Origin of the sequence: Mesorhizobium sp. BR1-1-16 (assembly GCF_020165495.1) — a bacterium.
GTDB lineage: Bacteria > Pseudomonadota > Alphaproteobacteria > Rhizobiales > Kaistiaceae > Kaistia.
Map to the genome: position 1 here is coordinate 130,782 of NZ_JAIUIE010000001.1, position 20,978 is coordinate 151,759.

At 64.6% G+C, this 20,978-nt stretch carries 26 protein-coding genes; 17 read left to right on the forward strand and 9 right to left on the reverse strand.

The genetic code is table 11. From position 1 onward, the window contains the following. Positions 1-31 precede the first annotated feature (31 nt). Positions 32-634, forward strand: coding sequence for a pyridoxamine 5'-phosphate oxidase (gene pdxH, locus LB518_RS00640; RefSeq protein WP_224571904.1), 603 nt, complete (start codon positions 32-34; stop codon positions 632-634). Positions 635-696: 62 nt separating this feature from the next. Here the strand turns inward: pdxH and LB518_RS00645 are convergent, their stop codons facing one another. After that, on the reverse strand, positions 697-1,275 hold the full coding sequence (locus LB518_RS00645) for a DUF308 domain-containing protein (protein ID WP_224574232.1): 579 nt from the start codon (positions 1,273-1,275) through the stop codon (positions 697-699). A 160-nt stretch (positions 1,276-1,435) separates the two neighbouring features. Between LB518_RS00645 and LB518_RS00650 the strand changes: the two genes are divergently transcribed. Next, positions 1,436-2,335 carry an AraC family transcriptional regulator gene (locus LB518_RS00650; RefSeq protein ID WP_224571905.1) on the forward strand — a complete coding sequence of 300 codons (900 nt, stop codon included), beginning with the start codon at positions 1,436-1,438 and terminating at the stop codon, positions 2,333-2,335. Between the two features lie 15 nt (positions 2,336-2,350). Here the strand turns inward: LB518_RS00650 and tldD are convergent, their stop codons facing one another. The 3 genes from tldD to LB518_RS00665 form a co-directional block, all read right to left on the reverse strand. Continuing rightward, complete coding sequence (gene tldD, locus LB518_RS00655; protein WP_224571908.1) at positions 2,351-3,775, reverse strand: metalloprotease TldD; 1,425 nt, start codon at positions 3,773-3,775, stop codon at positions 2,351-2,353. A 133-nt stretch (positions 3,776-3,908) separates the two neighbouring features. Then, on the reverse strand, positions 3,909-4,520 hold the full coding sequence (locus LB518_RS00660; protein WP_224571910.1) for a pyridoxamine 5'-phosphate oxidase family protein: 612 nt from the start codon (positions 4,518-4,520) through the stop codon (positions 3,909-3,911). 16 nt (positions 4,521-4,536) lie between these two features. Continuing rightward, complete coding sequence (locus tag LB518_RS00665) at positions 4,537-5,046, reverse strand: invasion associated locus B family protein (RefSeq protein WP_286198560.1); 510 nt, start codon at positions 5,044-5,046, stop codon at positions 4,537-4,539. A gap of 405 nt (positions 5,047-5,451) precedes the next feature. Between LB518_RS00665 and coxB the strand changes: the two genes are divergently transcribed. From coxB to LB518_RS00705, 8 genes are all read left to right on the forward strand, one after another. Further along, positions 5,452-6,327 (forward strand): cytochrome c oxidase subunit II, encoded by an 876-nt coding sequence (coxB, locus tag LB518_RS00670; RefSeq protein ID WP_224574234.1) that lies wholly within the window; start codon positions 5,452-5,454, stop codon positions 6,325-6,327. 84 nt (positions 6,328-6,411) lie between these two features. Beyond that, entirely contained in the window at positions 6,412-8,031 is a 1,620-nt protein-coding gene (gene ctaD, locus LB518_RS00675) for a cytochrome c oxidase subunit I (RefSeq protein WP_224571915.1), read from the forward strand. Between the two features lie 60 nt (positions 8,032-8,091). Next, the gene (locus LB518_RS00680; protein WP_224571917.1) at positions 8,092-9,018 is read left to right on the forward strand and encodes a heme o synthase; all 927 of its coding nucleotides are present in this window, start codon (positions 8,092-8,094) and stop codon (positions 9,016-9,018) included. Further along, entirely contained in the window at positions 9,012-9,212 is a 201-nt protein-coding gene (locus LB518_RS00685) for a cytochrome c oxidase system small membrane protein (protein ID WP_224574348.1), read from the forward strand. Before LB518_RS00680 ends, LB518_RS00685 begins: the two co-directional genes overlap by 7 nt. A 2-nt stretch (positions 9,213-9,214) precedes the next feature. Continuing rightward, complete coding sequence (locus tag LB518_RS00690; RefSeq protein ID WP_224571919.1) at positions 9,215-9,838, forward strand: cytochrome c oxidase assembly protein; 624 nt, start codon at positions 9,215-9,217, stop codon at positions 9,836-9,838. An 18-nt stretch (positions 9,839-9,856) separates the two neighbouring features. Then, positions 9,857-10,696 (forward strand): cytochrome c oxidase subunit 3, encoded by an 840-nt coding sequence (locus tag LB518_RS00695; protein WP_224571920.1) that lies wholly within the window; start codon positions 9,857-9,859, stop codon positions 10,694-10,696. Between the two features lie 58 nt (positions 10,697-10,754). Further along, complete coding sequence (locus LB518_RS00700) at positions 10,755-11,162, forward strand: DUF983 domain-containing protein (RefSeq protein WP_224571922.1); 408 nt, start codon at positions 10,755-10,757, stop codon at positions 11,160-11,162. Positions 11,163-11,238: 76 nt separating this feature from the next. Next, entirely contained in the window at positions 11,239-12,027 is a 789-nt protein-coding gene (locus tag LB518_RS00705) for an SURF1 family protein (protein ID WP_224571924.1), read from the forward strand. Positions 12,028-12,032: 5 nt separating this feature from the next. On the opposite strand, the gene LB518_RS00710 is transcribed toward LB518_RS00705, so the two are convergent. Then, positions 12,033-12,644, reverse strand: coding sequence for a YqgE/AlgH family protein (locus LB518_RS00710; RefSeq protein WP_224571925.1), 612 nt, complete (start codon positions 12,642-12,644; stop codon positions 12,033-12,035). 174 nt (positions 12,645-12,818) lie between these two features. On the opposite strand from LB518_RS00710, the gene LB518_RS00715 reads away from it, so the two are divergent. The 5 genes from LB518_RS00715 (at position 12,819) to LB518_RS00735 (ending at position 14,922) form a co-directional block, all read left to right on the forward strand. Continuing rightward, the gene (locus LB518_RS00715) at positions 12,819-13,673 is read left to right on the forward strand and encodes a protein-disulfide reductase DsbD domain-containing protein (protein WP_224571927.1); all 855 of its coding nucleotides are present in this window, start codon (positions 12,819-12,821) and stop codon (positions 13,671-13,673) included. A 78-nt stretch (positions 13,674-13,751) separates the two neighbouring features. Beyond that, positions 13,752-14,234, forward strand: coding sequence for a peroxiredoxin (locus LB518_RS00720; protein WP_224571929.1), 483 nt, complete (start codon positions 13,752-13,754; stop codon positions 14,232-14,234). A gap of 60 nt (positions 14,235-14,294) precedes the next feature. Beyond that, complete coding sequence (locus LB518_RS00725) at positions 14,295-14,537, forward strand: type II toxin-antitoxin system Phd/YefM family antitoxin (protein WP_224571931.1); 243 nt, start codon at positions 14,295-14,297, stop codon at positions 14,535-14,537. After that, on the forward strand, positions 14,534-14,734 hold the full coding sequence (locus LB518_RS00730; protein WP_224571933.1) for a type II toxin-antitoxin system VapC family toxin: 201 nt from the start codon (positions 14,534-14,536) through the stop codon (positions 14,732-14,734). Before LB518_RS00725 ends, LB518_RS00730 begins: the two co-directional genes overlap by 4 nt. 29 nt (positions 14,735-14,763) lie before the next feature. Continuing rightward, positions 14,764-14,922, forward strand: coding sequence for a PIN domain-containing protein (locus LB518_RS00735; RefSeq protein ID WP_353619932.1), 159 nt, complete (start codon positions 14,764-14,766; stop codon positions 14,920-14,922). A 3-nt stretch (positions 14,923-14,925) separates the two neighbouring features. On the opposite strand, the gene rnhA is transcribed toward LB518_RS00735, so the two are convergent. From rnhA to ispH, 3 genes are read right to left on the reverse strand one after another with little or no spacing between them, the layout of a single operon-like run. Then, entirely contained in the window at positions 14,926-15,393 is a 468-nt protein-coding gene (gene rnhA / locus LB518_RS00740) for a ribonuclease HI (RefSeq protein ID WP_224571943.1), read from the reverse strand. Then, the gene (locus LB518_RS00745) at positions 15,390-16,355 is read right to left on the reverse strand and encodes a homoserine kinase (protein WP_224571944.1); all 966 of its coding nucleotides are present in this window, start codon (positions 16,353-16,355) and stop codon (positions 15,390-15,392) included. The genes rnhA and LB518_RS00745 overlap by 4 nt, the downstream gene beginning before the upstream one ends. Positions 16,356-16,361: 6 nt before the next feature. Further along, complete coding sequence (gene ispH / locus LB518_RS00750) at positions 16,362-17,327, reverse strand: 4-hydroxy-3-methylbut-2-enyl diphosphate reductase (protein WP_224571947.1); 966 nt, start codon at positions 17,325-17,327, stop codon at positions 16,362-16,364. Between the two features lie 101 nt (positions 17,328-17,428). Here ispH and LB518_RS00755 point away from each other — a divergent pair, with 101 nt between their 5' ends. Beyond that, the gene (locus tag LB518_RS00755) at positions 17,429-17,707 is read left to right on the forward strand and encodes a type II toxin-antitoxin system RelE/ParE family toxin (RefSeq protein ID WP_224571949.1); all 279 of its coding nucleotides are present in this window, start codon (positions 17,429-17,431) and stop codon (positions 17,705-17,707) included. Further along, entirely contained in the window at positions 17,707-18,024 is a 318-nt protein-coding gene (locus tag LB518_RS00760) for a HigA family addiction module antitoxin (protein WP_224571951.1), read from the forward strand. The genes LB518_RS00755 and LB518_RS00760 overlap by 1 nt, the downstream gene beginning before the upstream one ends. A gap of 6 nt (positions 18,025-18,030) precedes the next feature. Here LB518_RS00760 and LB518_RS00765 read toward each other — a convergent pair whose 3' ends face one another. Then, complete coding sequence (locus LB518_RS00765; RefSeq protein ID WP_224571952.1) at positions 18,031-20,919, reverse strand: EAL domain-containing protein; 2,889 nt, start codon at positions 20,917-20,919, stop codon at positions 18,031-18,033. Positions 20,920-20,978 lie beyond the last annotated feature (59 nt).

A 20,978-nucleotide genomic window follows, 5' to 3' on the forward strand; every position in this document is an offset into this window, starting at 1 on the left:
TGGCTGCAGCATCGGGGAAATTGGGTTAAGAATGAGTGACTTCACGGACGCGACCAACCCATTCGGCCTTTTTGCGGAATGGCTGCTCGAAGCGGAAAAGAGCGAGCCGAACGATCCCAACGCCATGGCGCTGGCAACCGTCGACGCGGATGGCCTGCCGGATGTGCGGATGGTGCTCTTGAAGGATTTCGACGAGAGCGGCTTCGTATTTTACACGAACTACGAAAGCGCCAAGGGGCGCGAGCTCCTGGCGCAGCCGAAAGCGGCATTGCTCTTCCATTGGAAGTCGCTCAGGCGGCAGGTGCGCGTGCGCGGCCCTGTCGAGCAAGTCACTCCCAAGGAAGCAGACGACTATTTCAAGACGCGCGCGCGCCACAGCCGGCTCGGCGCTTGGGCTTCGCAGCAGTCGCGGCCACTCGAATCGCGCTTCGCCCTGGAGAAGGCCGTCGCGCTGGTGGCGGCCCGCTATCCACTTGGCGACGTTCCGCGCCCGCCGCATTGGTCAGGCTTCCGCATTCGCCCCACGCAGATCGAATTCTGGAAGGACGGTTCCTTCCGCCTGCATGACCGGATCGTCTTCGGCCGTGCCGAACCGGACGCGCCCCAATGGAGCCGCGAGCGGCTCTATCCATAGGCGTTGATCTCCGGGCCGTGTCCTGTGCGGGGGCAGTCGGTCGCATCGCGAGGAGCGGCTTGCTACCGGCGCGACCCCGTCCGAGCCAGCTTCACGGCCAGCCATATGGCGGAGATGAGGAAATAGAACGCGCCAAAGGCTGCATAGGGCGCAATATCGGCGATGCCGGGCGTGGCGGCCCCCGTCGCCTGCTTGATGAAGAAGCCGCCAGCCAGCGCAGACTGGGCGCCGCTCAGGATCATCGCCCATTGCGCGCCGGTCTTCCAACGCCGCGCGCCGGTGATCAGCTGCAACAGACCGGCAACGATCGCCCAGGCGCCGAAAACGGCCAGAACCGCGTTCAGGCTGTACCCGAGTGCGATGACGACGGCGAGGCTGGTCAGCACGCTGATGGTGGCGTTCAGCGCCTGGCTGGGATTGGCCTTCAGGCCGCCACTGCGCTGCGCATCGACGATATTGGCGACGGCATCCCAGGCCGGATACGCGATCAGAAGAGCAGCCTCGATCGCTGGCATGCTCCTGCCGAGCGTGAAGGCGGCCGCGACCCAGACGATGGAGAAGCCGGCGCGGGTAAAATAATACGACCTCAGCCAGCGCGATGCGGCGAGAGGGGAGGGTTGCGGAAGGGTTGCGTAGCTCATCGATATATCCTTTCGGCCCGCGCGCGGAGAGGATCGGAAAAGAATCCGCTCGCGCACGGTGCTCCTGAAACGGTTTGGCTTGATCCAAGAAAACCACGTATTATCATTGTGATACGCGATCTTGCCGTAAGCTATGTACGGCTTGGGGCCACAGACAGCCATGACTGAACTGCTGGAAAACTTGATCATTCGTCCGGAAAGCCCGGATGCGACCGTTACGGGGGATCTGCTTTCCGACGTTCTGTCGCAGATCCGGCTCACCGGCGATCACGTGGTCTCGCAAGCTCTGGCCGCGGGGGAGGAGCTCGATGTCGCGCCGCAAGAGGCCCATGTCGCCGTGGTCACGGCAGGCGCGCTGCAGATGGCGAGCGACGACTCGACCCTCGTTAAGGTCGACGCGGATCACCTCCTGCTATTCCCGAGGGGATGCGAGGGTTTCCGGCTCGTGGCGTCGGATTCGAGCGCGAAGGTCGTCGTCTGCCGCTTCTTGTTCGATCCAGACAGCCTGCGCGGCATGATCTTCGCATTGCCGCCCTGTATCCACCTCCGACCGGAGGATGGCGGCGGGTGGATCGAAGGCATCGCCCATTTCCTGCTGCTGGAGACGAGCGACGTCCAGCCGGGGGCGGCCTTGATGATCTCGCGGCTGATCGACCTCATTGTCATTCGCGCGCTGCGCACCTGGGTGCATCAGGGCCAAACGACGGGGTGGCTGGGCGGGCTCGCCGATCCGCGTATCGCACGCGCCCTGAAGGTCATCCATCAGCAGCCGATGCAGCGCTGGAGCGTTCCGGCGCTGGCTGATATCGCCAACATGTCGCGCTCCAGCTTCTGTGAGCGGTTCGCGGCGCTCGTCGGGCGCTCGCCGCTTCGCTACCAGAATGAATGGCGGCTGGGGCTCGCCAGGGAAATGCTGGCAAGACGGGATGCGCGAATCGGCGAGATCGGCATGCGGATCGGCTATGTCTCGGAGGCCGCCTTCAGCCGCGCCTACAAGGAGCTATTCGGCCATTCGCCGCGCACCGAATATGCGCGGCGTGAGGCATCCGGGGGCCGATAGGCGACGTGCGTTCGCCTATGTCGCCGTACCGCCGACCGTGATCTGGTCGATCCTGAGCGTCGGCTGGCCGACGCCGACCGGCACGCCCTGGCCGCTCTTGCCGCAGGTGCCGATGCCGAGATCGAGCGCCATGTCGTTGCCGACCATCGATACACGCCGCATCGCATCCGGCCCATTGCCGATCAGCATCGCGCCCTTCACCGGCGCACCGATGCGGCCGTTCTCGATCATGTAGGCCTCGGTCGAGGCGAACACGAACTTGCCGGAGGTGATGTCGACCTGGCCGCCGCCGAACGAGACCATGTAGAGCCCGTTCTTGACCGAGCCGAGGATCTCGTCCGGCTGATGATTGCCCCCGAGCATGATCGTGTTGGTCATGCGCGGCATCGGCACATGCGCATAGGATTGCCGGCGGCCATTGCCGGTCGGCTTCATGCCCATCAGACGGGCGTTCTGCCTGTCCTGCATGTAGCCGACGAGGATGCCGTCCTCGATCAGCGTCGTCGCCTGGGTCGGCGTGCCCTCGTCGTCGAAGGAGAGCGAACCGCGCCGGTCGACGATCGAGCCGTCATCGACCACGGTCACGCCCTTGGCCGCTACTTGCTGGCCCATCAGGCCGGCAAACGCGCTTTCACCGCGGCGGTTGAAATCGCCTTCGAGCCCGTGGCCGACGGCTTCATGCAGCATCACGCCCGGCCAGCCCGGTCCGAGCACGACATCGAAGGTGCCGGCCGGCGCGGGGATGGCGTCGAGATTGACGAGCGCCTGGCGCAGCGCCTGGTCGACCGCATACTGCCAGCGCTCGGTGGTCACGAACTGGCCGAAGCCCTCGCGTCCGCCCATGCCGAACGAGCCCTGTTCCTGCCGGTCGCCTTCGCCCGCGATGATCGAGACATTGACCCGCACCATCGGGCGGATGTCGCGCCGATAGGTGCCGTCGGGCCGGAGAATCTCCACCACCTGCCAAGACCCGGCGAGCGAGGCGCTGACCTGGCGCACGCGCGGATCCCTGGCGCGTGCATAGGCATCGATCTGTTCGAGCAGCGTCACCTTGTCGGCGAAGCTCGGCGCGCCCAGTGGGTTCTCGTCGGTATAGAGGCGGCGATTGGTGCCGGCCGGCGGCTCGGCCAGGATGCCGGAATGGCCTGACTTCACCGAAGCGACCGCCTCGCCGGCGCGGCGGATCGCGTCGAGCGAAACTTCGCCGGCATGGGCATAGCCGACGGCCTCGCCGGCGACGGCGCGGAGGCCGAAGCCCTGGCGCACATCATAGCTCGCGCCCGACAGACGGCCGTTGTCAAAGACGAGCCCCTCGGACTGTGCATATTCGAGATAGAGCTCGCCATCATCGGCGCCCTTAAGCGCCTCCGCGACCACGGCCTCCGTCTCGCCGCGATCGAGCCCGGCGCGGGCAAGGATGGACAGGGATTCGTCGGCCATGGGGGAAACTCCGGAACGTTGTTGCCACGACAGATAGGCGATCACCGGGCGGTTCGCACCCCTTGGCGGCGGATGAGGGCGAAAGAGGGGCTCTTGCGGTCGGTTTGGGCGCCGAGCCCCAATAGGGCCGGCTTCAGTAAAGCACAGCCTTGTAGCGCTCCAGCATCTCGGCATCGCTTTCGGGCGGGTTGTTCGACCGCGTGTGGTCCTTCAGCATTTCGCCCATGGTCGGCAGCAGGGTCCGTTCGGGCCAACTGGCCGGGACCCAGAGGTCCGAGCGCATCAGCGCCTTGCCGCATTGCAGATAGGCCTCGCGCACGGTCACCACGAGGACGGTGGCGGGCAGCGAATCATCGACGCGATGCGCTTCCCGCAGAGCGAGGTCGTCATTGACCACCGCGTCGCCGTTGACGCGCAGCGTCTCCAGGAAACCGGGAATGAGGAAGAGCAGCCCGACCGTCGGACGCGCGACGATATTGGTCAGCGAATCGATGCGCCGGTTGCCAGGCCTGTCCGGGATGATCAGCGTCCGCTCGTCGGCGACTGTAACAAAGCCGGGATGATCGCCGCGCGGCGTCGCGTCGCCGAGCCCATCCGGGCCCTCAGTTGCCAGGACGAGGAAGGGCGACAGCGCGATGAAGGCGCGGCAATGCTTGTCGATATGGTCGAGCTGCTTGGCGAGCGCGCGCGGCGAAGGGGCGCCATAAAGCGCCCGCAGGGCCTCGGGAGACCGGATCGGAGCCATGTTGCCGCGTCTTTCGTCAGGGTAGGGCGTCGAAGCCCGGACCGAAGCCGTTCAGCGAGATCGGGATGCCGATGCCTTCCTCCGGCGTCTGGAAGATCACGAAGGTCGCGGTCTTGCCGGCGCGGAGCTTGGCAATGAGGTTGTCGTCGAGAATCACCTCGGCGAGGCAGCCGTCCGGGAGGCAGCGCACGAAACCGGCGCGGCCCATCTCGTTCTGGTCGATCTTGAGCCCGAGGCCGGACGGTAGCAGCACGCCGAGCGGCGCCAGCACGCGCATCACCTTGGCCTTCTTGTCCGCCGTCTTCAGCACGATCACCGAGAGACCGACATTGTCGCGGTCCTCTGCGGTGACGAACTGCATCATCGAGCAGATTTCCTCCTGCGCGCCCGGCGGCTTGTCGCAGCGGGTTTCCCAGTCGCCATGCATGCCCTTGGAAACGCCCTGCGCCCGCGCGGCGCCGGACGGCCCGGCCAGCGGGGCGAGAACAAACGCCAGTGCGAGGCCAAGGGCCGCCAGCAGAAGCATCCGGCGCGGCGCGCGCCCGTGCAGTTCAGTCGTGTTCACCGGTTCGATCTCCTGGATTCCCGCCATTTCGGACCTATGACTCTTGCACGGCCTGGGGCAATCCGGGCCGCATTGATCGAAGTCATGCCGGGCGCGATTTGCCGCATCATTTCTCACGATCCACCGTTGCGAGGCAAAGGTCCATGTGGTTTGTCTCGGGCGATATTCGGCAAATCCGAAATCGCACCGTGGAAGCATCCTGCCTTCGGCCTATACTGTTGTGGAAAGTGGCGCAACGGAGGCCGGCAGCGCGGGCGCACCGGATGGCGCTGAGGAATGAAAGGGAGTGACGACGTGACGAAGGCCAAGACGCGTCTCGGATCGGGCTTGTTGCTCGGTGGGTCGATCGCGGCAGTCCTCGGCGCGATGTCGGGCGCCGCCGAGGCCGCCCAGCCGACACCCTGGGCGATGTGGCTGCAGGAGCCGGCTTCTCCGATCATGGAGCGGATCAACAGCTTCAACACCGGCATCACCATCGCGATGGTCGCGATCGTGCTGATCGTGGCGGCTCTGTTGATCTATGTGATGATCCGCTTCAACGCGAAGTCCAACCCGGTTGCCTCGCGGACCTCGCACAACACGCTGATCGAGGTCGTCTGGACCGTTGCGCCGATCCTCATCCTGATGGCGATTGCGATTCCCTCGTTCTCGCTGCTGTTCGCGCAGCAGGACCCGGGCCGCATCATCAAGGACTACGATCCGGCCAAGGTCCTGACCGTCAAGGCGACGGGCATCCAGTGGTACTGGAACTACGAATATCCGGACAATGACGGCGTCGCCTTCGATTCGAACATGATCCCGGAGAACGAGATCAAGGATCCGAAGACGCAGCCGCGGCTGCTGGCCGTGGATAACGAGATGATTGTTCCGGTCGGCACGGTCGTCCGCATGCAGGTCATCGGCCAGGACGTCATTCACTCCTTCGCGCTGCCTTCCTTCGGCATCAAGATTGACGCGATCCCCGGTCGCCTCAACGAGACCTGGTTCCTCGCAGAGCGCGAAGGCATCTATTACGGTCAGTGCTCGGAGCTCTGCGGCATCAATCACGCCTTCATGCCGATCGCGATCCGCGTGGTGAAGCCGGAACAGTTCAAGACATGGGTCACCGCGGCGAAGACGGATCTGCCGGGCGCCTACAAGCAGCTTTTCGCCAGCATCGAGGCCGACGCGGCCAAGGTGGCGTCGAAGGATGCCGTGACCCCGGCCTCGGCCGGTTCGATCGTAGAGGTCGCGGCGCGCTGATAGCGGCGCCGCCGCGCAATCTCGTTGCCCGGCCCCGGCGCGCTGCGCCAGCGGGCCTGATGAATTAAGGGAAGAGGTGAGGCCATGGCTACTCATGCCGCAGAGGCGTCGCACGATCACCATCCGACCGGATGGCGGCGCTGGGTCTATTCGACCAACCACAAAGACATCGGCACGATGTACCTGATCTTCGCGATCATGTCGGGCATCATCGGTGGCGCGCTGTCGGTCGGCATCCGCATGGAGCTGCAGAACCCCGGCCTGCAGATCTTCGGCAATCCCTACGTGTTCAACACCTTCACCACCGCCCATGGCCTGATCATGATCTTCTTCATGGTCATGCCAGCGATGATCGGCGGCTTCGGCAACTGGTTCGTGCCGATCATGATCGGGGCGCCTGATATGGCGTTCCCGCGCATGAACAACATCTCGTTCTGGCTGCTGCCGCCCTCGATCCTGCTGCTGATCATCTCGCTGTTCATGCCGAGCGCGGCCGGCCAGCATGGCGTCGGCGGCGGCTGGACGATCTATCCGCCCTTCTCGAGCTCCGGCCCCGAAGGCCAGCCCGGCCCGGCGATGGATTTCGCGATCCTGGCCCTGCATATCTCGGGCGCCTCGTCGATCCTCGGCGCGATCAACTTCATCACCACGATCTTCAACATGCGCGCCCCGGGCATGACGCTGCACAAGATGCCGCTCTTCGCCTGGTCGGTGCTCGTGACCGCTTTCCTGCTGCTGCTCTCGCTGCCGGTTCTGGCCGGTGCGATCACCATGCTGCTGACCGACCGCAATTTCGGCACCACTTTCTTCAAGCCGGAAGGCGGCGGTGACCCGATCCTGTTCCAGCATCTGTTCTGGTTCTTCGGCCATCCCGAGGTTTACATCCTGATCCTGCCGGGCTTCGGCATCGTCAGCCACGTCATCTCGACCTTCTCGAAGAAGCCGATCTTCGGCTATATCGGCATGGCCTATGCCATGGTCGCCATCGGCGTCGTCGGCTTCGTCGTGTGGGCGCACCACATGTACACGACCGGCCTTTCCTTCGAGACGCAGGCTTACTTCGTGGCCGCCACGATGGTCATCGCGGTGCCAACCGGCATCAAGATCTTCTCGTGGATCGCGACGATGTGGGGCGGCTCGATCGAGTTCCGCACGCCGATGCTCTGGGCGGTCGGCTTCATCTTCCTGTTCACGGTCGGCGGCGTCACGGGCGTCATGCTCGCCAATGCCGGCCTCGACCGCGTCTTCCAGGACACCTATTTCGTGGTGGCGCATTTCCACTACGTGCTGTCGCTGGGCGCCGTGTTCGCCATCTTCGCCGGCTGGTACTACTGGTTCCCGAAGATGTTCGGCTATCTCTATGACGAGCGCATCGGCAAGCTGCACTTCTGGGTCACCTTCATTGGCGTGAACCTCGTCTTCTTCCCGCAGCATTTCCTCGGCCTCGACGGCATGCCCCGCCGCTATGCCGACTATCCGGATGCGCTGTGGGGCTGGAACTTCGTGTCGTCGATCGGCTCCTACATCTCCGCCTTCGCCGTCCTGATCTTCCTCTATGGCGTGTTCGATGCCTTCCGCCGCAAGGTGCCGGCGCCGAACAATCCCTGGGGTTCCGGCGCGACGACGCTGGAGTGGCAGCTGTCCTCGCCGCCGCCGTTCCACCAGTGGGAAGTGCTGCCCCGCATCGGCGACGTGAAGCACTGAGCCGAACCTCAAACAGCGGAGCCGGGCGTGCCCGGCTCCAGCAGTGAATGGTTGCCCTTGATGTCTGACGTGCAGATCGACCGGATCGACACCGCGAGCCTCGCCGGCCCGGCGGATTACATCGCGCTCCTGAAGCCGCGCGTGATGTCGTTGGTCGTCTTCACGGCGCTGGTCGGCATGGTCATGGCGCCTGGCGGGATCCATCCCGTCGTCGGCTTCGCGGCGCTGCTCTGCATCGCCGTCGGCGCCGGCGCGTCGGGCGCCCTCAATATGTGGTACGACGCCGATATCGACCGTTTGATGCTGCGCACGCAGAAGCGCCCGATCCCGGCAGGACGCATCACCGAGAGCGAGGCGCTCGCCTTCGGCCTGACGCTTGCAGCGTTCTCGGTCGGCTGTCTCACCGTGCTGGTCAATCCGGTCGCGGGCGGCCTTCTCGCCTTCACGATCTTCTTCTATGTCGTCGTCTATTCGATGTGGCTGAAGCGCTGGACGCCGCAGAACATCGTCATTGGCGGCGCGGCCGGCGCGTTCCCGCCGGTGGTTGCCTGGGCCTCCGTCACCGGCTCGGTCAGCCTTGAAAGCATCGTGCTGTTCCTGATCATCTTCATGTGGACGCCGCCGCATTTCTGGGCGCTCGCGCTGTTCAAGTCGGATGACTACAAGCGGGCCGGCATTCCGATGCTTCCCGTGGTCGCGGGGCTTGCCGAGACACGCCGCCAGATTCTGATCTATTCCGTGTTGCTTGCGCCGATCGGCGTGCTGCCGGCGCTGCTCGGCTTCGCCTCGCTCGCCTATGGCGGCGCCGCGGCCGTGCTTGGCGCCGTGTTCGTCGGCATGGCGGTCCGGGTCTATCGCATGGCCGACAACGACACGGCGATGGTGCCGGCGAAGCGGTTGTTCGCCTTCTCGATCTTCTATCTCTTCATGCTGTTCGCAATGCTGCTCACCGAGCGGCTGGCCATGCTGGCGGGCCTTTCATGGTAGCCGATCTCGAGCGCGATCGCGGCAACGAGCCCGCGCCGATGATCGAGGACGGTGTGAGGCTGACGCCCGAGCAGCTGCGCCGCCGTCGCGCGCGGTCGATCGCCATCGGCCTTGCGCTCGGCGCGCTCGTCATCCTGTTCTGGGCGGTGACGATCGTGAAGCTCGGCGGCAATGTCGCGAACCGGAGCCTTTGACCATGACGGGCACTGACGAACCGCATCCCGCGCCACAGCACGCCAAAAAGCGCTCGCTCGGTGTGACGGCGGCCATCAGCGCCGTATTTGGCGTCGCCATGCTGGCCGCCGCATTTGCGTCGGTTCCGATCTACCGCCTGTTCTGCCAGGTGACCGGCTATGGCGGCACGACCCAGCGCGCGGAAGCGGCGCCGGGCAAGGTGCTCGACCGGACCGTCACGGTGCGCTTCGACGCCAATGTCGCCAATGGGATCGGCTGGGCGTTCCGTCCTGAGCAGCGCGAGATTCGCGTCAGGCTGGGCGAGGTTGGCCATGTCAGCTTCTTCGCCGAGAATCGCACGGACAAGACCTCGACGGGACAAGCGGGCTTCAATGTGCAGCCGGATTCGTCAGGCCGCTTCTTCAACAAGATCGCCTGTTTCTGCTTCAATTCGCAGACCCTGAAGGCGGGCGAGCGCGTCGAGATGCCGGTGACGTTTTTCGTCGATCCGGCCATGGCTGACGACGCGGATTCCCGCTACACGGATACGATCACTCTTTCCTATACGTTTTATCCGAGCGTTGAGGCCAAACCGGCGCCTGTGGCGTCGCTTGGGCCGGGCGCCGCGGATCCGAAGCTTCGATAAGGACCGGGGAGCACCATCATGGCTGAAGCCCACGCCAAGCATCACGACTATCATCTCGTCAATCCCAGTCCCTGGCCGTTCCTCGGGTCCATCGGGGCGCTGGCGATGGCGATCGGCGGCATCTCCTACATGCACGGCGCCTCGCTGCTGTGGATGGTCCCAGGCCTGCTGATGGTGCTCTACACCATGGCGTCGTGGTGGACCGACGTCGTCAAGGAAGGGCAGGAGGGTTTTCATACCCGCGTGGTGCAGCTGCATCTGCGCTATGGCATGATCCTGTTCATCGCCTCCGAGGTGATGTTCTTCGTTGCCTGGTTCTGGGCCTTCTTCGATGCCAGCCTGTTCGCCCATGAGGCGAAGCAGTTTGCCCGCTTTGAATTCACGGGCGGCCACTGGCCACCGAAGGGCATCGAGGTGTTCGATCCCTGGCATCTGCCGCTGCTCAACACGCTGCTCCTGCTGACGTCGGGAACGACGGTGACCTGGGCGCATCACGCGCTGCTCGAGAACGATCGCGAGGGCCTGAAATGGGGCCTGATCTGCACGATCGTGCTCGGCTTCATCTTCTCCTGTGTCCAGGCGGTCGAATATACGCACGCTGCCTTTTCGTTCGGCGGCAACATCTATGGCGCCACATTCTTCATGGCGACGGGCTTCCACGGCTTCCACGTCATCATCGGAACGATCTTCCTGATCGTCTGCCTGGCGCGGGCTCTGGCCGGCCAGTTCACCCCCAAGGAGCATTTCGGCTTCGAGGCGGCGGCGTGGTACTGGCATTTCGTCGACGTGGTCTGGCTGTTCCTGTTCTTCTCCATCTATGTCTGGGGTGGCTGGGGCGCGCCAATCCACGCCGCCTGATCGCAGACCTCGCGTCGCTGCTCGCCTGACAGCAGCGACGGGGTCGGGAGAATGAACGATGAGTGATCCGGACGCGACTGAGCCGCAGCATGCTCCGGATCGCGCGCTTTATGCGCCTATCTCGCCGACGGCGAGCGGAATGCGCGGGCTCTGCCCGCGCTGTGGCCAGGGAAAGCTGTTCAAGGGCTTTCTCGACCTGCAGCCGGCCTGCCAGAACTGTGGCCTCGATTATTCGTTCATCGATTCAGGCGATGGCCCTGCGGTGTTCGTCATCCTAATCGTCGGCTTCATCGTCGCGTTCCTGGCGCTCTATGTCGAGTTCACCTTCCAGCCGCCGTTCTGGGTGCACATCATCCTCTGGGTGCCGCTGATACTCGGGCTGTCGCTTGGCATGCTTCGCCCGCTCAAGGGCCTGATGATCGCGATCCAGTATCGCACCAAGGCCGAGCAGGGCCGGCTCGAATAGCGTGCCGGGAATGCGCTCGGCCAAGCGGGACGCGCACAGGGATGATGTGGCGCAGTTGCCATGACGCGAGGATGCCATGACGCGTCACGATAGGACCGCCGCCACGAGATCGCCGATCCGCCGGCTGGTGGCGCCCGCCATCGCCACGATCGTGATGTTCGGGCTGCTTTGCAGCCTCGGCCTGTGGCAATGGCAACGCCTCCACTGGAAGGAAGCGCTGATCGCGCAGGTCGACAGCCGCATACATGCGGCGCCCGTCGCCGCGCCCGGTCCTGCTGCCTGGCCGAAACTGGACCTCGCCGACGCCGACTTCACGCCCGTCACCGTGACCGGCACCTTCCTGAACGACAAGGAAGCGCTGCTCTACATGACGCTGACCGAGCCCAAGGGGCCCATCGGAGGCGTCGGCTGGCAGGTCTTCGTGCCGCTCAGGACCGAGGCCGGCTGGATCGTCTATGTCAACAGGGGCTTCGTTCCCGATCAGCGCCGCGATCCGGCGACGCGCGCAGAAGGCCAGCCAACCGGGACCGTCTCGGTGACCGGGTTGTTGCGGCGCCCCGAGCGGCCGCTGCATCTCTTTGGAGATGGCATGAGCCGCGACAATCAATGGTTTGCTCGCGAACCGGCGCTGTTCGCCCGGGCCGCCGGTCTGCCCCTCGATGAGGTGGCGCCTTACTCGATCGACGCTGATGCGACGGCCAATCCAGGCGGGCTGCCGCAGGGTGGCGAGACGCTGGTCGTCTTCCCGAACAACCATCTGCAATATGTCATCACATGGTTCGGGCTGGCGCTGGCGCTGGTCGGCGTCTTTATCGCCTATGCACGCGGCGTGCTGAAGCGCGGCGCAGGGGACGAGGCGCCCTGAGGCGGTCAGGCGTGGCCGGCATCGCTCGAGAGCATCGCCGGCTCGATGCCGAGCAGAGCGAGCGCCCGGGCATATTTGCGGTCGAGATCCGTGTCGAAGATGAGATCGATGTCGCCTTCCAGCGAAAGCCAGCCATTGGCCTGGATTTCCTGCTCAAGCTGCCCGGCGCCCCAGCCGGCATAGCCAAGGGCCAGCATCGCATTCTCGGGGCCCGCGCCGGCCGCGATCGCCTTCAACACGTCGAGGGTCGCGGTCAGGCAGACATTGTCGTCGATCGGCAGGGTCGAATCCTCGACGAAATAATCCGCGCTGTGCAGGACGAAGCCGCGCCCGGTCTCGACCGGCCCGCCGCGCTGGACGATCATCCGGCTCGCCGCGCGCGGCAGCCGGATCTCGGGGCCTTCGGCGATGATGTCGAGCTGGATGAGCAGATCGGCGAAGTCGATCTGCGGCACCGCCTGATTGACGACGATGCCCATGGCACCCTCGTCGGAATGGGCACAGAGATAGATCACCGAGCGGGCGAAGCGGTCGTCCTGCATGCTCGGCATCGCGATGAGGAACTGACCGTCCAGATAGCTGCGCTCGGTCGCGTGCATCGACATCGTCTCGCTCATCAGCAAAGTCTAGCACCTTGGCTCGAAATTGAAAACGCGCCACCCTCAGTGCCGGCGCGGCGGCCACACGAACAAATGATCAGCGCCCGCTAGCGCCTTGATGGCGGCGCGGCTACAGCGAGGCGACGTCATCAAAGTTCCGGTTCAGTCGTGCGCAGTTCGCCCAGGAAAATCTTGACCGCCCTCTATCGGTTCCGTCTTCTTTCCCTGCTTCCGCTGTTTTTTCTCGCCCTGCCGGCTCTCGCCGCAACAGGCGACTGGGCAGAGGGCGAGCACGCGCGCATGCGGCTCGTTGCGGCGCGTCCCGCGTCGGGCGCGCCACTCGAAGCGGCCATCGAGCTCGAACTCGATCCCGGCTGGAAGACCTATTGGCGCGCGCCGGGCGATGCCGGCATTCCGCCGCGCCTCGATTTCGGCGCCTCCGAAAATGCCGGCGATGCGACGGTCGACTACCCGGCGCCTGAGCGCTCTGATGATGGCGTCTCGGCCTCGAATGTTTATCACGATCGGGTCGTGCTGCCCGTTCGCTTTGCGACCAGTGATCCTGCCCGGCCGACGCAGCTCGCTCTGGTCGCCGACCTTGGCGTCTGCAAGGACATCTGCTTACCCGTGAGCCTTTCGGCGAGCCTCGTCGTTCCGGCTGAGGATGATGATCCCGACGCTGCCGCAGCAATTGCGGCAGCGAAAGCGGCGCTTCCCGGGCCCGGGCAAGCCGGCGTTTTTGAGATCGAGTCAGTGCGGCAGACAGGCGGCAGCGACAAGGTGCCTGAATATGAAGTCGGCGTTGCGACGACGGCGCCCGCTGACAGCTTGCTCTTCGTCGAGACACCGTCCGACTGGTATGCCGCGGCGCCGGTGCTGACGGCGGCAGGGAAGGGCGTTGCGACCTATCGCTTTTCCGTCGATCGGAAGACCGCGGCAGGTCCGCTCGCCGGCGCCACGATCCGCCTCACGCTGAAGGCGGGCAACGCCGCGACCACCCGGGCCTTCCGACTCAATGCCAGCGGCGAAGCGGTCGCCGACCCTTAGTCGCTCCTCCACCCGCCGCCGGTGCTGTGCTAGTCTGCCAGTTCGTTCTTCTGACTTCCCCCATCTATGGAGACTGCCATGACGATCTCGGTCGGCGAACGCCTGCCCGACGCCAAGTTCCGCATGATGACGCCGGATGGAGTCGTCGAGAAAACGACGGCCGAGATCTTCGGCGGCAAGAGGGTCGTTCTGTTCGCGGTGCCCGGAGCCTTCACGCCCACCTGCCACAACAACCATCTGCCCGGCTATCTGGATCAGGGCGATGCGATCAAGGCGAAGGGCGTCGACGAGATCGCCGTCGTCGCCGTCAATGATGTCTTCGTCATGAATGCCTGGGCCAAGGCAACCGGCGGCGAGGGCAAGATGCTCTTCCTCGCTGACGGCGCCGGCGCCTTCACCAAGGCCGTCGGCCTCGACGTCGATCTCGGCCCTGCCGGTCTCGGCGTCCGCTCGCGCCGTTACGCAATGGTTGTTGAAGACGGTGTCGTCTCGGCCCTCAATGTCGAGGATGCGCCTGGCGTCACCGTTTCGGGCGCGGCGGCGGTTCTCGATCTGCTGTAGGCATTGCATAGCTGTCATTTCCGGATCAGCTGAGTGGTTAGCTAACGGGAGGCGGCAGCCATGATCCGCGTCAAGATGCATGAAGCCAAGACCAACCTCTCCCGCCTCGCGGCGCGCGCCGCGGCGGGGGAGGAGGTGATCCTGATGCGCGGCGATGTCCCTGTCGCCCGCATCGTTCCGCTTGCCGCCGAAGAAAAACCACGCCGCCAGCCGGGACGATTCAAGGGCGTCTTCGATCTCGACGATCGCTTTTTCGAGCCGCTGCCCAACGAAGAACTCGAGGCGTGGAACAATCCCAAGTGAGTCTGCTGTTCGATACCCATGCCTGGATCTGGTGGAACACCGGCAATCCGCGGCTCGGAAGGGCGCTCACCGAACGGATGGCCAGCCAGGAAGACCAGATCTTTGTCAGCGCCGCTTCGGTCTGGGAAACCGTGACCAAGCATCGGCTCGGCAAGCTACTGGACGCCGAGCCATTTGTCGGTCAGATCGAGCGGTAATCCAAGACGACGGTTTCCTGCTGCTGGCGATCACGACGCGCCATGCCGCGATGGCTGCAGCGTTCGAGGATCCGCATAAGGACCCCTTCGACCGCCTGCTGATTGCGCAGGCGCTGACGGATGATCTGACGCTCGTCTCGAACGAAACGCTGTTTGATCGTTTTGGTGTCGCGCGTCTTTGGGAGTGACGCTCAGGCTGCCGGGCGCCCGCGGCTCGGCTTGAACGGCGCCATGCCCTGGCGGGCGAGCAGATCGGCCTTCTCGTTCTCGATATTGCCGTCATGGCCGCGCACCCAGTGCCAGGCGACGTCATGTTGCTTCAGCGCCTCGTCGAGCCGGTGCCAGAGATCGACATTCTTGACCGGCTTCTTGTCGGCCGTCTTCCAGCCGTTCTTCTTCCAACCATGGATCCAGCCGGTGATGCCACCCTTCACATATTGGGAATCGGTGTGAAGATCGACCTTGCAGGCGCGCTTCAGCGCCGAGAGCGCTTCGATTGCCGCCGTCAGCTCCATGCGGTTGTTGGTCGTCTCCGCCGCGCCGCCGCTGAGTTCTTTCGTCTTGTCGCCGAAGACCAGCACGGCGCCCCAGCCGCCAGGGCCGGGATTGCCGGAACAGGCACCGTCCGTCCAGATCTGGACGCGTTCTTCGTCAGTCATTCACCGATACCATAAGCGCGGACATCCGCGACCGATTGATGGAAGCGCAGCTTGCGCCAGTATTCGAGCGGGTCCTTGGGCGCGACCAGCGCACCGGGCGGCACGTTCAGCCAGTCATAAAGCCGCGTCAGCAGGAAGCGCAGCGCCGAGCCGCGCGCCAGAAGCGGCAGCGCCGCGAGCTCTGCCTCCGTGAAGGGCCGGACCTTCTGATAGCCGCCGAGCAGCGCCCGCGCCTTGGTGACGTTGAGCGCGCCATCCGCCTCGAAGCACCAGGCATTCAGGCAGATCGCTGCGTCATAGGCGAGGAAGTCGTTGCAGGCAAAATAGAAGTCGATCAGCCCGGACAGCCGGTTCTGGAGAAAGAACACATTGTCCGGGAAGAGATCGGCATGGATGACGCCGCTTGGCAACGCGCTCGGCCATGCGCCCTCCAGTACATCAAGTTCCTCGCGGATCGCCGCGACGAGGCCCGGCAGCACGGTGTCGCCGCGCGCCGCAGACCGATCGAAGAGCGGCCGCCATCCGCCAACCGAAAGTGCATTGGCGCGCGTGAGCGCAAACCCTTCGCCGGCGAGATGAAGTTCGGCCAGCGCCGTTCCGACCGCCGCGCAATGATCGACGCGCGGCCGGCGGATCCACATGCCCTTCAGGAATGTGACGATCGCCGCCGGCTTGCCGGCCAGCGTGCCGAGCGCCTCGCCAGCGCGGTTGCGGACCGGCTGCGGGCAGGTGAGGCCACGCCGCGCCAAATGCTCCATCAGGCCGATGAAGAAGGGCAGGTCACGCGGATCGACGCGCTTTTCATAGAGCGTCAGAATATAGGGGCCAGTCTCGGTGACGACCAGATAGTTGGAATTCTCGACGCCCTCGGCAATGCCCTTGAAAGAGAGCACGGCGCCGATGTCATAGCCAGAAACGAAGCGGTCGATCTCGTCGTCCGCGATCTCGGTATAGACGGCCATGAGGGATCAGGCCGCCGCAGGGCGGAGTTCGCGCGGCAGGTTGAAGGCGATCGTTTCCTCCGCCGTCTGCACAACCTCGACCTTGACGCGGTAGCGCGCGGCGAAAGCGTCGATCACCTCCTCGACCAGGACTTCAGGCGCCGAAGCGCCAGCGGTGACGCCGACGCGGCGGATCGCGCCGAGCATCGTCCAGTCGATATCGCCGGCGCGCTGGATCAGCACGGAGACCGGGCAGCCCTCGCGCTCGGCGACTTCCCGCAGCCGCTGCGAGTTCGAAGAATTGGGCGCGCCGACGACGATCATCGCGTCGACCGAAGCGGCGATGCGCTTGACGGCATCCTGCCGGTTGGTCGTCGCATAGCAGATGTCTTCCTTATGCGGCGCCGTGATCGCCGGGAAGCGATCCATCAGCACCTTGACGATCGCCGCGGTATCGTCGACCGACAGCGTCGTCTGGGTGATGTAGGCGAGCGAGGCCGGGTCGCGCGGCTGGAATGCTTCGGCGTCGGCCACCGTCTCGATCAGCGAGACGGACCCCGGCGGCAATTGGCCCATGGTGCCGATCACCTCGGGATGGCCGGCATGGCCAATGAGCACGATCTCGCGCGCACGCTTGAAATGGATCTGCGCTTCCTTGTGTACCTTCGAGACCAGCGGGCAGGTTGCATCGAGGAAGAACATCTGCCGCGTCCGCGCCGCCTCGGGCACGCTTTTCGGCACGCCGTGAGCGGAAAAGACGACCGGCTGGCCGTCATCGGGAATCTCGTCGAGTTCCTCGACGAAGACGGCGCCCTTGTCGCGCAGGCTGTCGACCACATAGCGATTGTGCACGATCTCGTGCCGCACATAGACCGGCGCGCCAAATTTCTTCAGCGCCAGTTCGACGATCTGAATCGCGCGGTCGACGCCGGCGCAAAAGCCGCGCGGCGCAGAGAGCAAGATATCGAGCGGCGGCTTCTCGAATTCGGACATCAGCGGTTCTTCCGGCGGCATGAGCGGAATAGAGGGAGGCGAGGCGGCCGTGTCAAGCGGCAACGGTTGACGATCAGCCTGTAAGGCAATACCTTACACATGTGATCCGCTCTTTCCGTAGCAAGGCCCTGCGGCGCTTCGCCGAGGCTGGCGACATTTCCCGGCTGAGCGTCCCGAATGCTGGCCGCATCAGGCGCATACTTGCGCTGCTCGATGCGGCGCGCCTGCCTGAGGACCTGAATTTGCCCGGTTTCCGCTTTCATGGACTCAAAGGCGATGCCAAGGGTCGTTTTGCGGTCGATGCCAGCGGCAATTGGCGAGTGACATTCGGCCGGGATGGCGAAGACGCCATCGACGTCGATCTCGAGGATTATCACTGATGAGCATGAACCCCATCCTGTCCGGCCTGCCGCCAACCCATCCCGGCGAAATTCTGCGCGAAGATGTACTGCCAGGAATTCATCTGTCAAAAACCGAGATCGCGCGATTGCTGGGTGTTTCGCGGCAGACGCTCCATGATGTGCTTGCCGAGCGGCAGCCGGTTACGCCGGCTATGGCCCTGCGTCTTGCCAAGCTTTTTGGCAGCAGTCCCCAGGTTTGGATCAATCTTCAGCGCGACTATGATCTCCGCGTTTTGGCCGAGTCGATGAGAGAGGAACTTGCCGCGATCCAGACATTGCCGCGCAACGCAGCCTGATCCCGCTCACGCGATCATCGCCTCTTCCTCGCGGAACAGCAGCCCGCCGGCTTCCACGGCCGTCATGGCCTGGCCGAACAACTGGCCCGACGCGAATTCGCAGCCGATATCGTAGAGATCGAGTGCGTCGTCATCGTTTTCCGCGCCCTCGGCCATCACGTCCATGTGGAGGTCATGCGCGAGGCCAACGATGGCGCGCAGGATTACGCGCTTCTGCTTGGCGGTCGGGCCGCGCACGAAGCTCTGGTCAATCTTCAGCGTGTCGAACGGGAAGCGCTGCAGATAGCTGAGCGAGGAATGACCCGTGCCAAAGTCGTCCAGCGTCAGCCCCGCGCCGAGTTCGCGCACGCGCGCCAGCACCTGCACGGCATATTCGGGGTTCTCCATGACGAGACTCTCGGCGAATTCTAACTTCAGCGAACCGCGTTGCACTGCTGCGCGCGAAAGCACCGACTTGACGTCATTAATGAGATCGTGGCGCAGCAATTGGCGGCTGGAGACATTGATCGAGACGAAGAGGGGCACATGCGGGCCCAGCTGTTCCTGCCAGTCCGAGAGCTGGCGCGCTGCCTTATCAAGAACGAAGAGGCCAAGCGGCGCCATCAAGCCGTTGCGCTCGGCCAGCGTCAGGAACTCGCTCGCCGGCACGCGGCCATGCTTCGGGTGGTCCCAGCGCACTTCCGCCTCGAAGCCGGCAACGGTGCGATCTTCCAGCCTGACGACCGGCCGGTAGAGCACCTTGATCTCCTCGCGCCCGATCGCGCGGCGGAGATCCGCTTCAAGCGTCACCGTGTCGGTGCCGTTCTGGCGCAGCGCCGGCCGGAACGCCTCGATGCGGTCGCCGCCGAGACGCTTGGCGCAATACATCGCGATCTCGGCGTCCTTGAACATCGCGGTTGCGTCATGCTGTTCGGCGTCATGCATGGCGATGCCGATCGAGGCCGTCAGGAAGATTTCCTTGTCGCCAAACGAGATCGGCGTCCGGAGGGCACGGCGGACGCTGTCGGCGAAGCCGGCAATCCGCTCCGGCTCGAACTCCGAAAGCAGCATGAAGCCGAACTGGTCGCCCGAAAGCCGGGCTAGCGTGTCCTGAGGCTTCAGCAGTCGGGACAGGCGGCGTGCGACGGTCAGGAGGATCGAATCGCCGACCGACAGGCCGAAATTGTCGTTCACATGCTTGAAGCGGTCGATGTCGAGCAGGAAGACGGATGGCTGCGCCGCCTCCTCGACCTCGGCGCGGATCAGGGCGCTTGAGAGGCGATCGAGAAACAGTTCCCGATTGGCAAGGCCGGTCAGGTTGTCGTGGACGGCGTCGTGCAGCAGCCGTTCCTCGGCGGTGCGCTCGTCGGTGACGTCGCTCATGGTGCCAACACAGCGCAGCACCTCGCCGTCCGAGCCGATCACCGGCCGGGCACGGAGGTGGAACCAGCGGTAGTGGCCGTCTTCCGAGCGCAGGCGGAAATCCTGCGCGATGCGGCCGCGGCGCTGCTCGATCACGGCATCAAGCGTCGCCTTGAAGCGGTCGCGGTCGGCGGGATGCAGCACTTCGAGCCAATCGCGTGCCGGACCTTCCAATGTGCCATGCTTGAGGCCGAGCAGATCCTCGGCGTCGGTGCCGGTCAGGATACGGTCGCGCGCGACGTCCCAGTCCCAGACGATGTCGCCGGCGCCGACCAGCGCCAGCGCGCGCCGCTCCGTCTCGCCGATCGCGCCTTGCACGATCGTGCCGCCGGCAAAGGCATGCTGCATGACGGTGAAGCCGATCAGCAGAACGATGAGCACCAGGCCGCCATTCAGCGCCGGCTGGATCACGTCATTGGCGAGGCTGCCGGTGACGGTCAGATAGGCGCCGAACACCCAGACCATCAGCAGAACCCAGGTCGGGATCAGCATGATGGCGCGGTCGTAGCGATGCAGCGACAGATAGACGATCACGATGAAGCCGACGGCCACCGTGGCGCCGAGCGACATGCGGGCGACACCGGCGGCAATTCCCGGCTCGAAGACCGCGACGCCGAGCAGGATCATCAGGCCGACCAGCCAGGCGATCGTCGCGTGACTGTAGCGCACGTGCCATCGGTTGAGGTTGAGATAGGCGAAGGTGAAGATCAGCAGCGCCGCCGAAAGCAGCACCTCCGCGCCGGCGCGCCACATCTTGTCGTCGCCCGGCGCAATCTGGATCACCTTGTTCCAGAAGCCGAAATCGATGCAGAGATAGATGAGGACCGACCAGGCGAGCGCCGCCGTCGCCGGGAACATCGCCGTGCCCTTGACCACGAAGACGATGGTGAGGAAGAGGGCGAGCAAGCCGGAAATGCCCAGCACGATGCCATGATAGAGCGTGAAGGAGTTGATGGAATCCTTGTAGGCGTCCGGATCCCACAGATAGAGCTGCGGCAGGTTCGGCGTGCGCAGTTCGGCCACGAAGGTGACGACGGCGCCGGGATCGAGCGTGATGCGGAAGATGTCCGCTTCCTGGCTCGCCTGGCGGTCGGGCGGGAAGCCCTGGCTCGGCGTCACCTGCGCGATCCGCGATGCGCCAAGATCGGGAATGAAGAGGCCTGAATTGACGAGGCGGAAATGTGGCGCCACCAGCAGGCGGTCGATCTGCTCGTCGCCATTATTGGCCAGCGCGAAATAAGCCCAGTAGGAACTGCCGCCGTTTTCGTTCGAACGCACCTCGATCCGGCGCACGATGCCGTCGGGGCCGGGCGCCGTCGAAATCTGCACGCGGTCCGAGGGATCGCGCGAGGCGTAATCGATGGCCTTGGTGAGATCGAGCGTCTTGCCGTCGAGCGGCACAGTCAACGCGTCGAGCGCGAGGGCCGGCGAGAGCGTACCGGCAAACACGAACAGCACCAGACCGATCGCAGCGACGATACGGTTAAGCGACAATAACACCTCCTGCAGGCCGTCGAGGAGTACTATCCCGCGTCCTGTCCGTCCAAGGATTT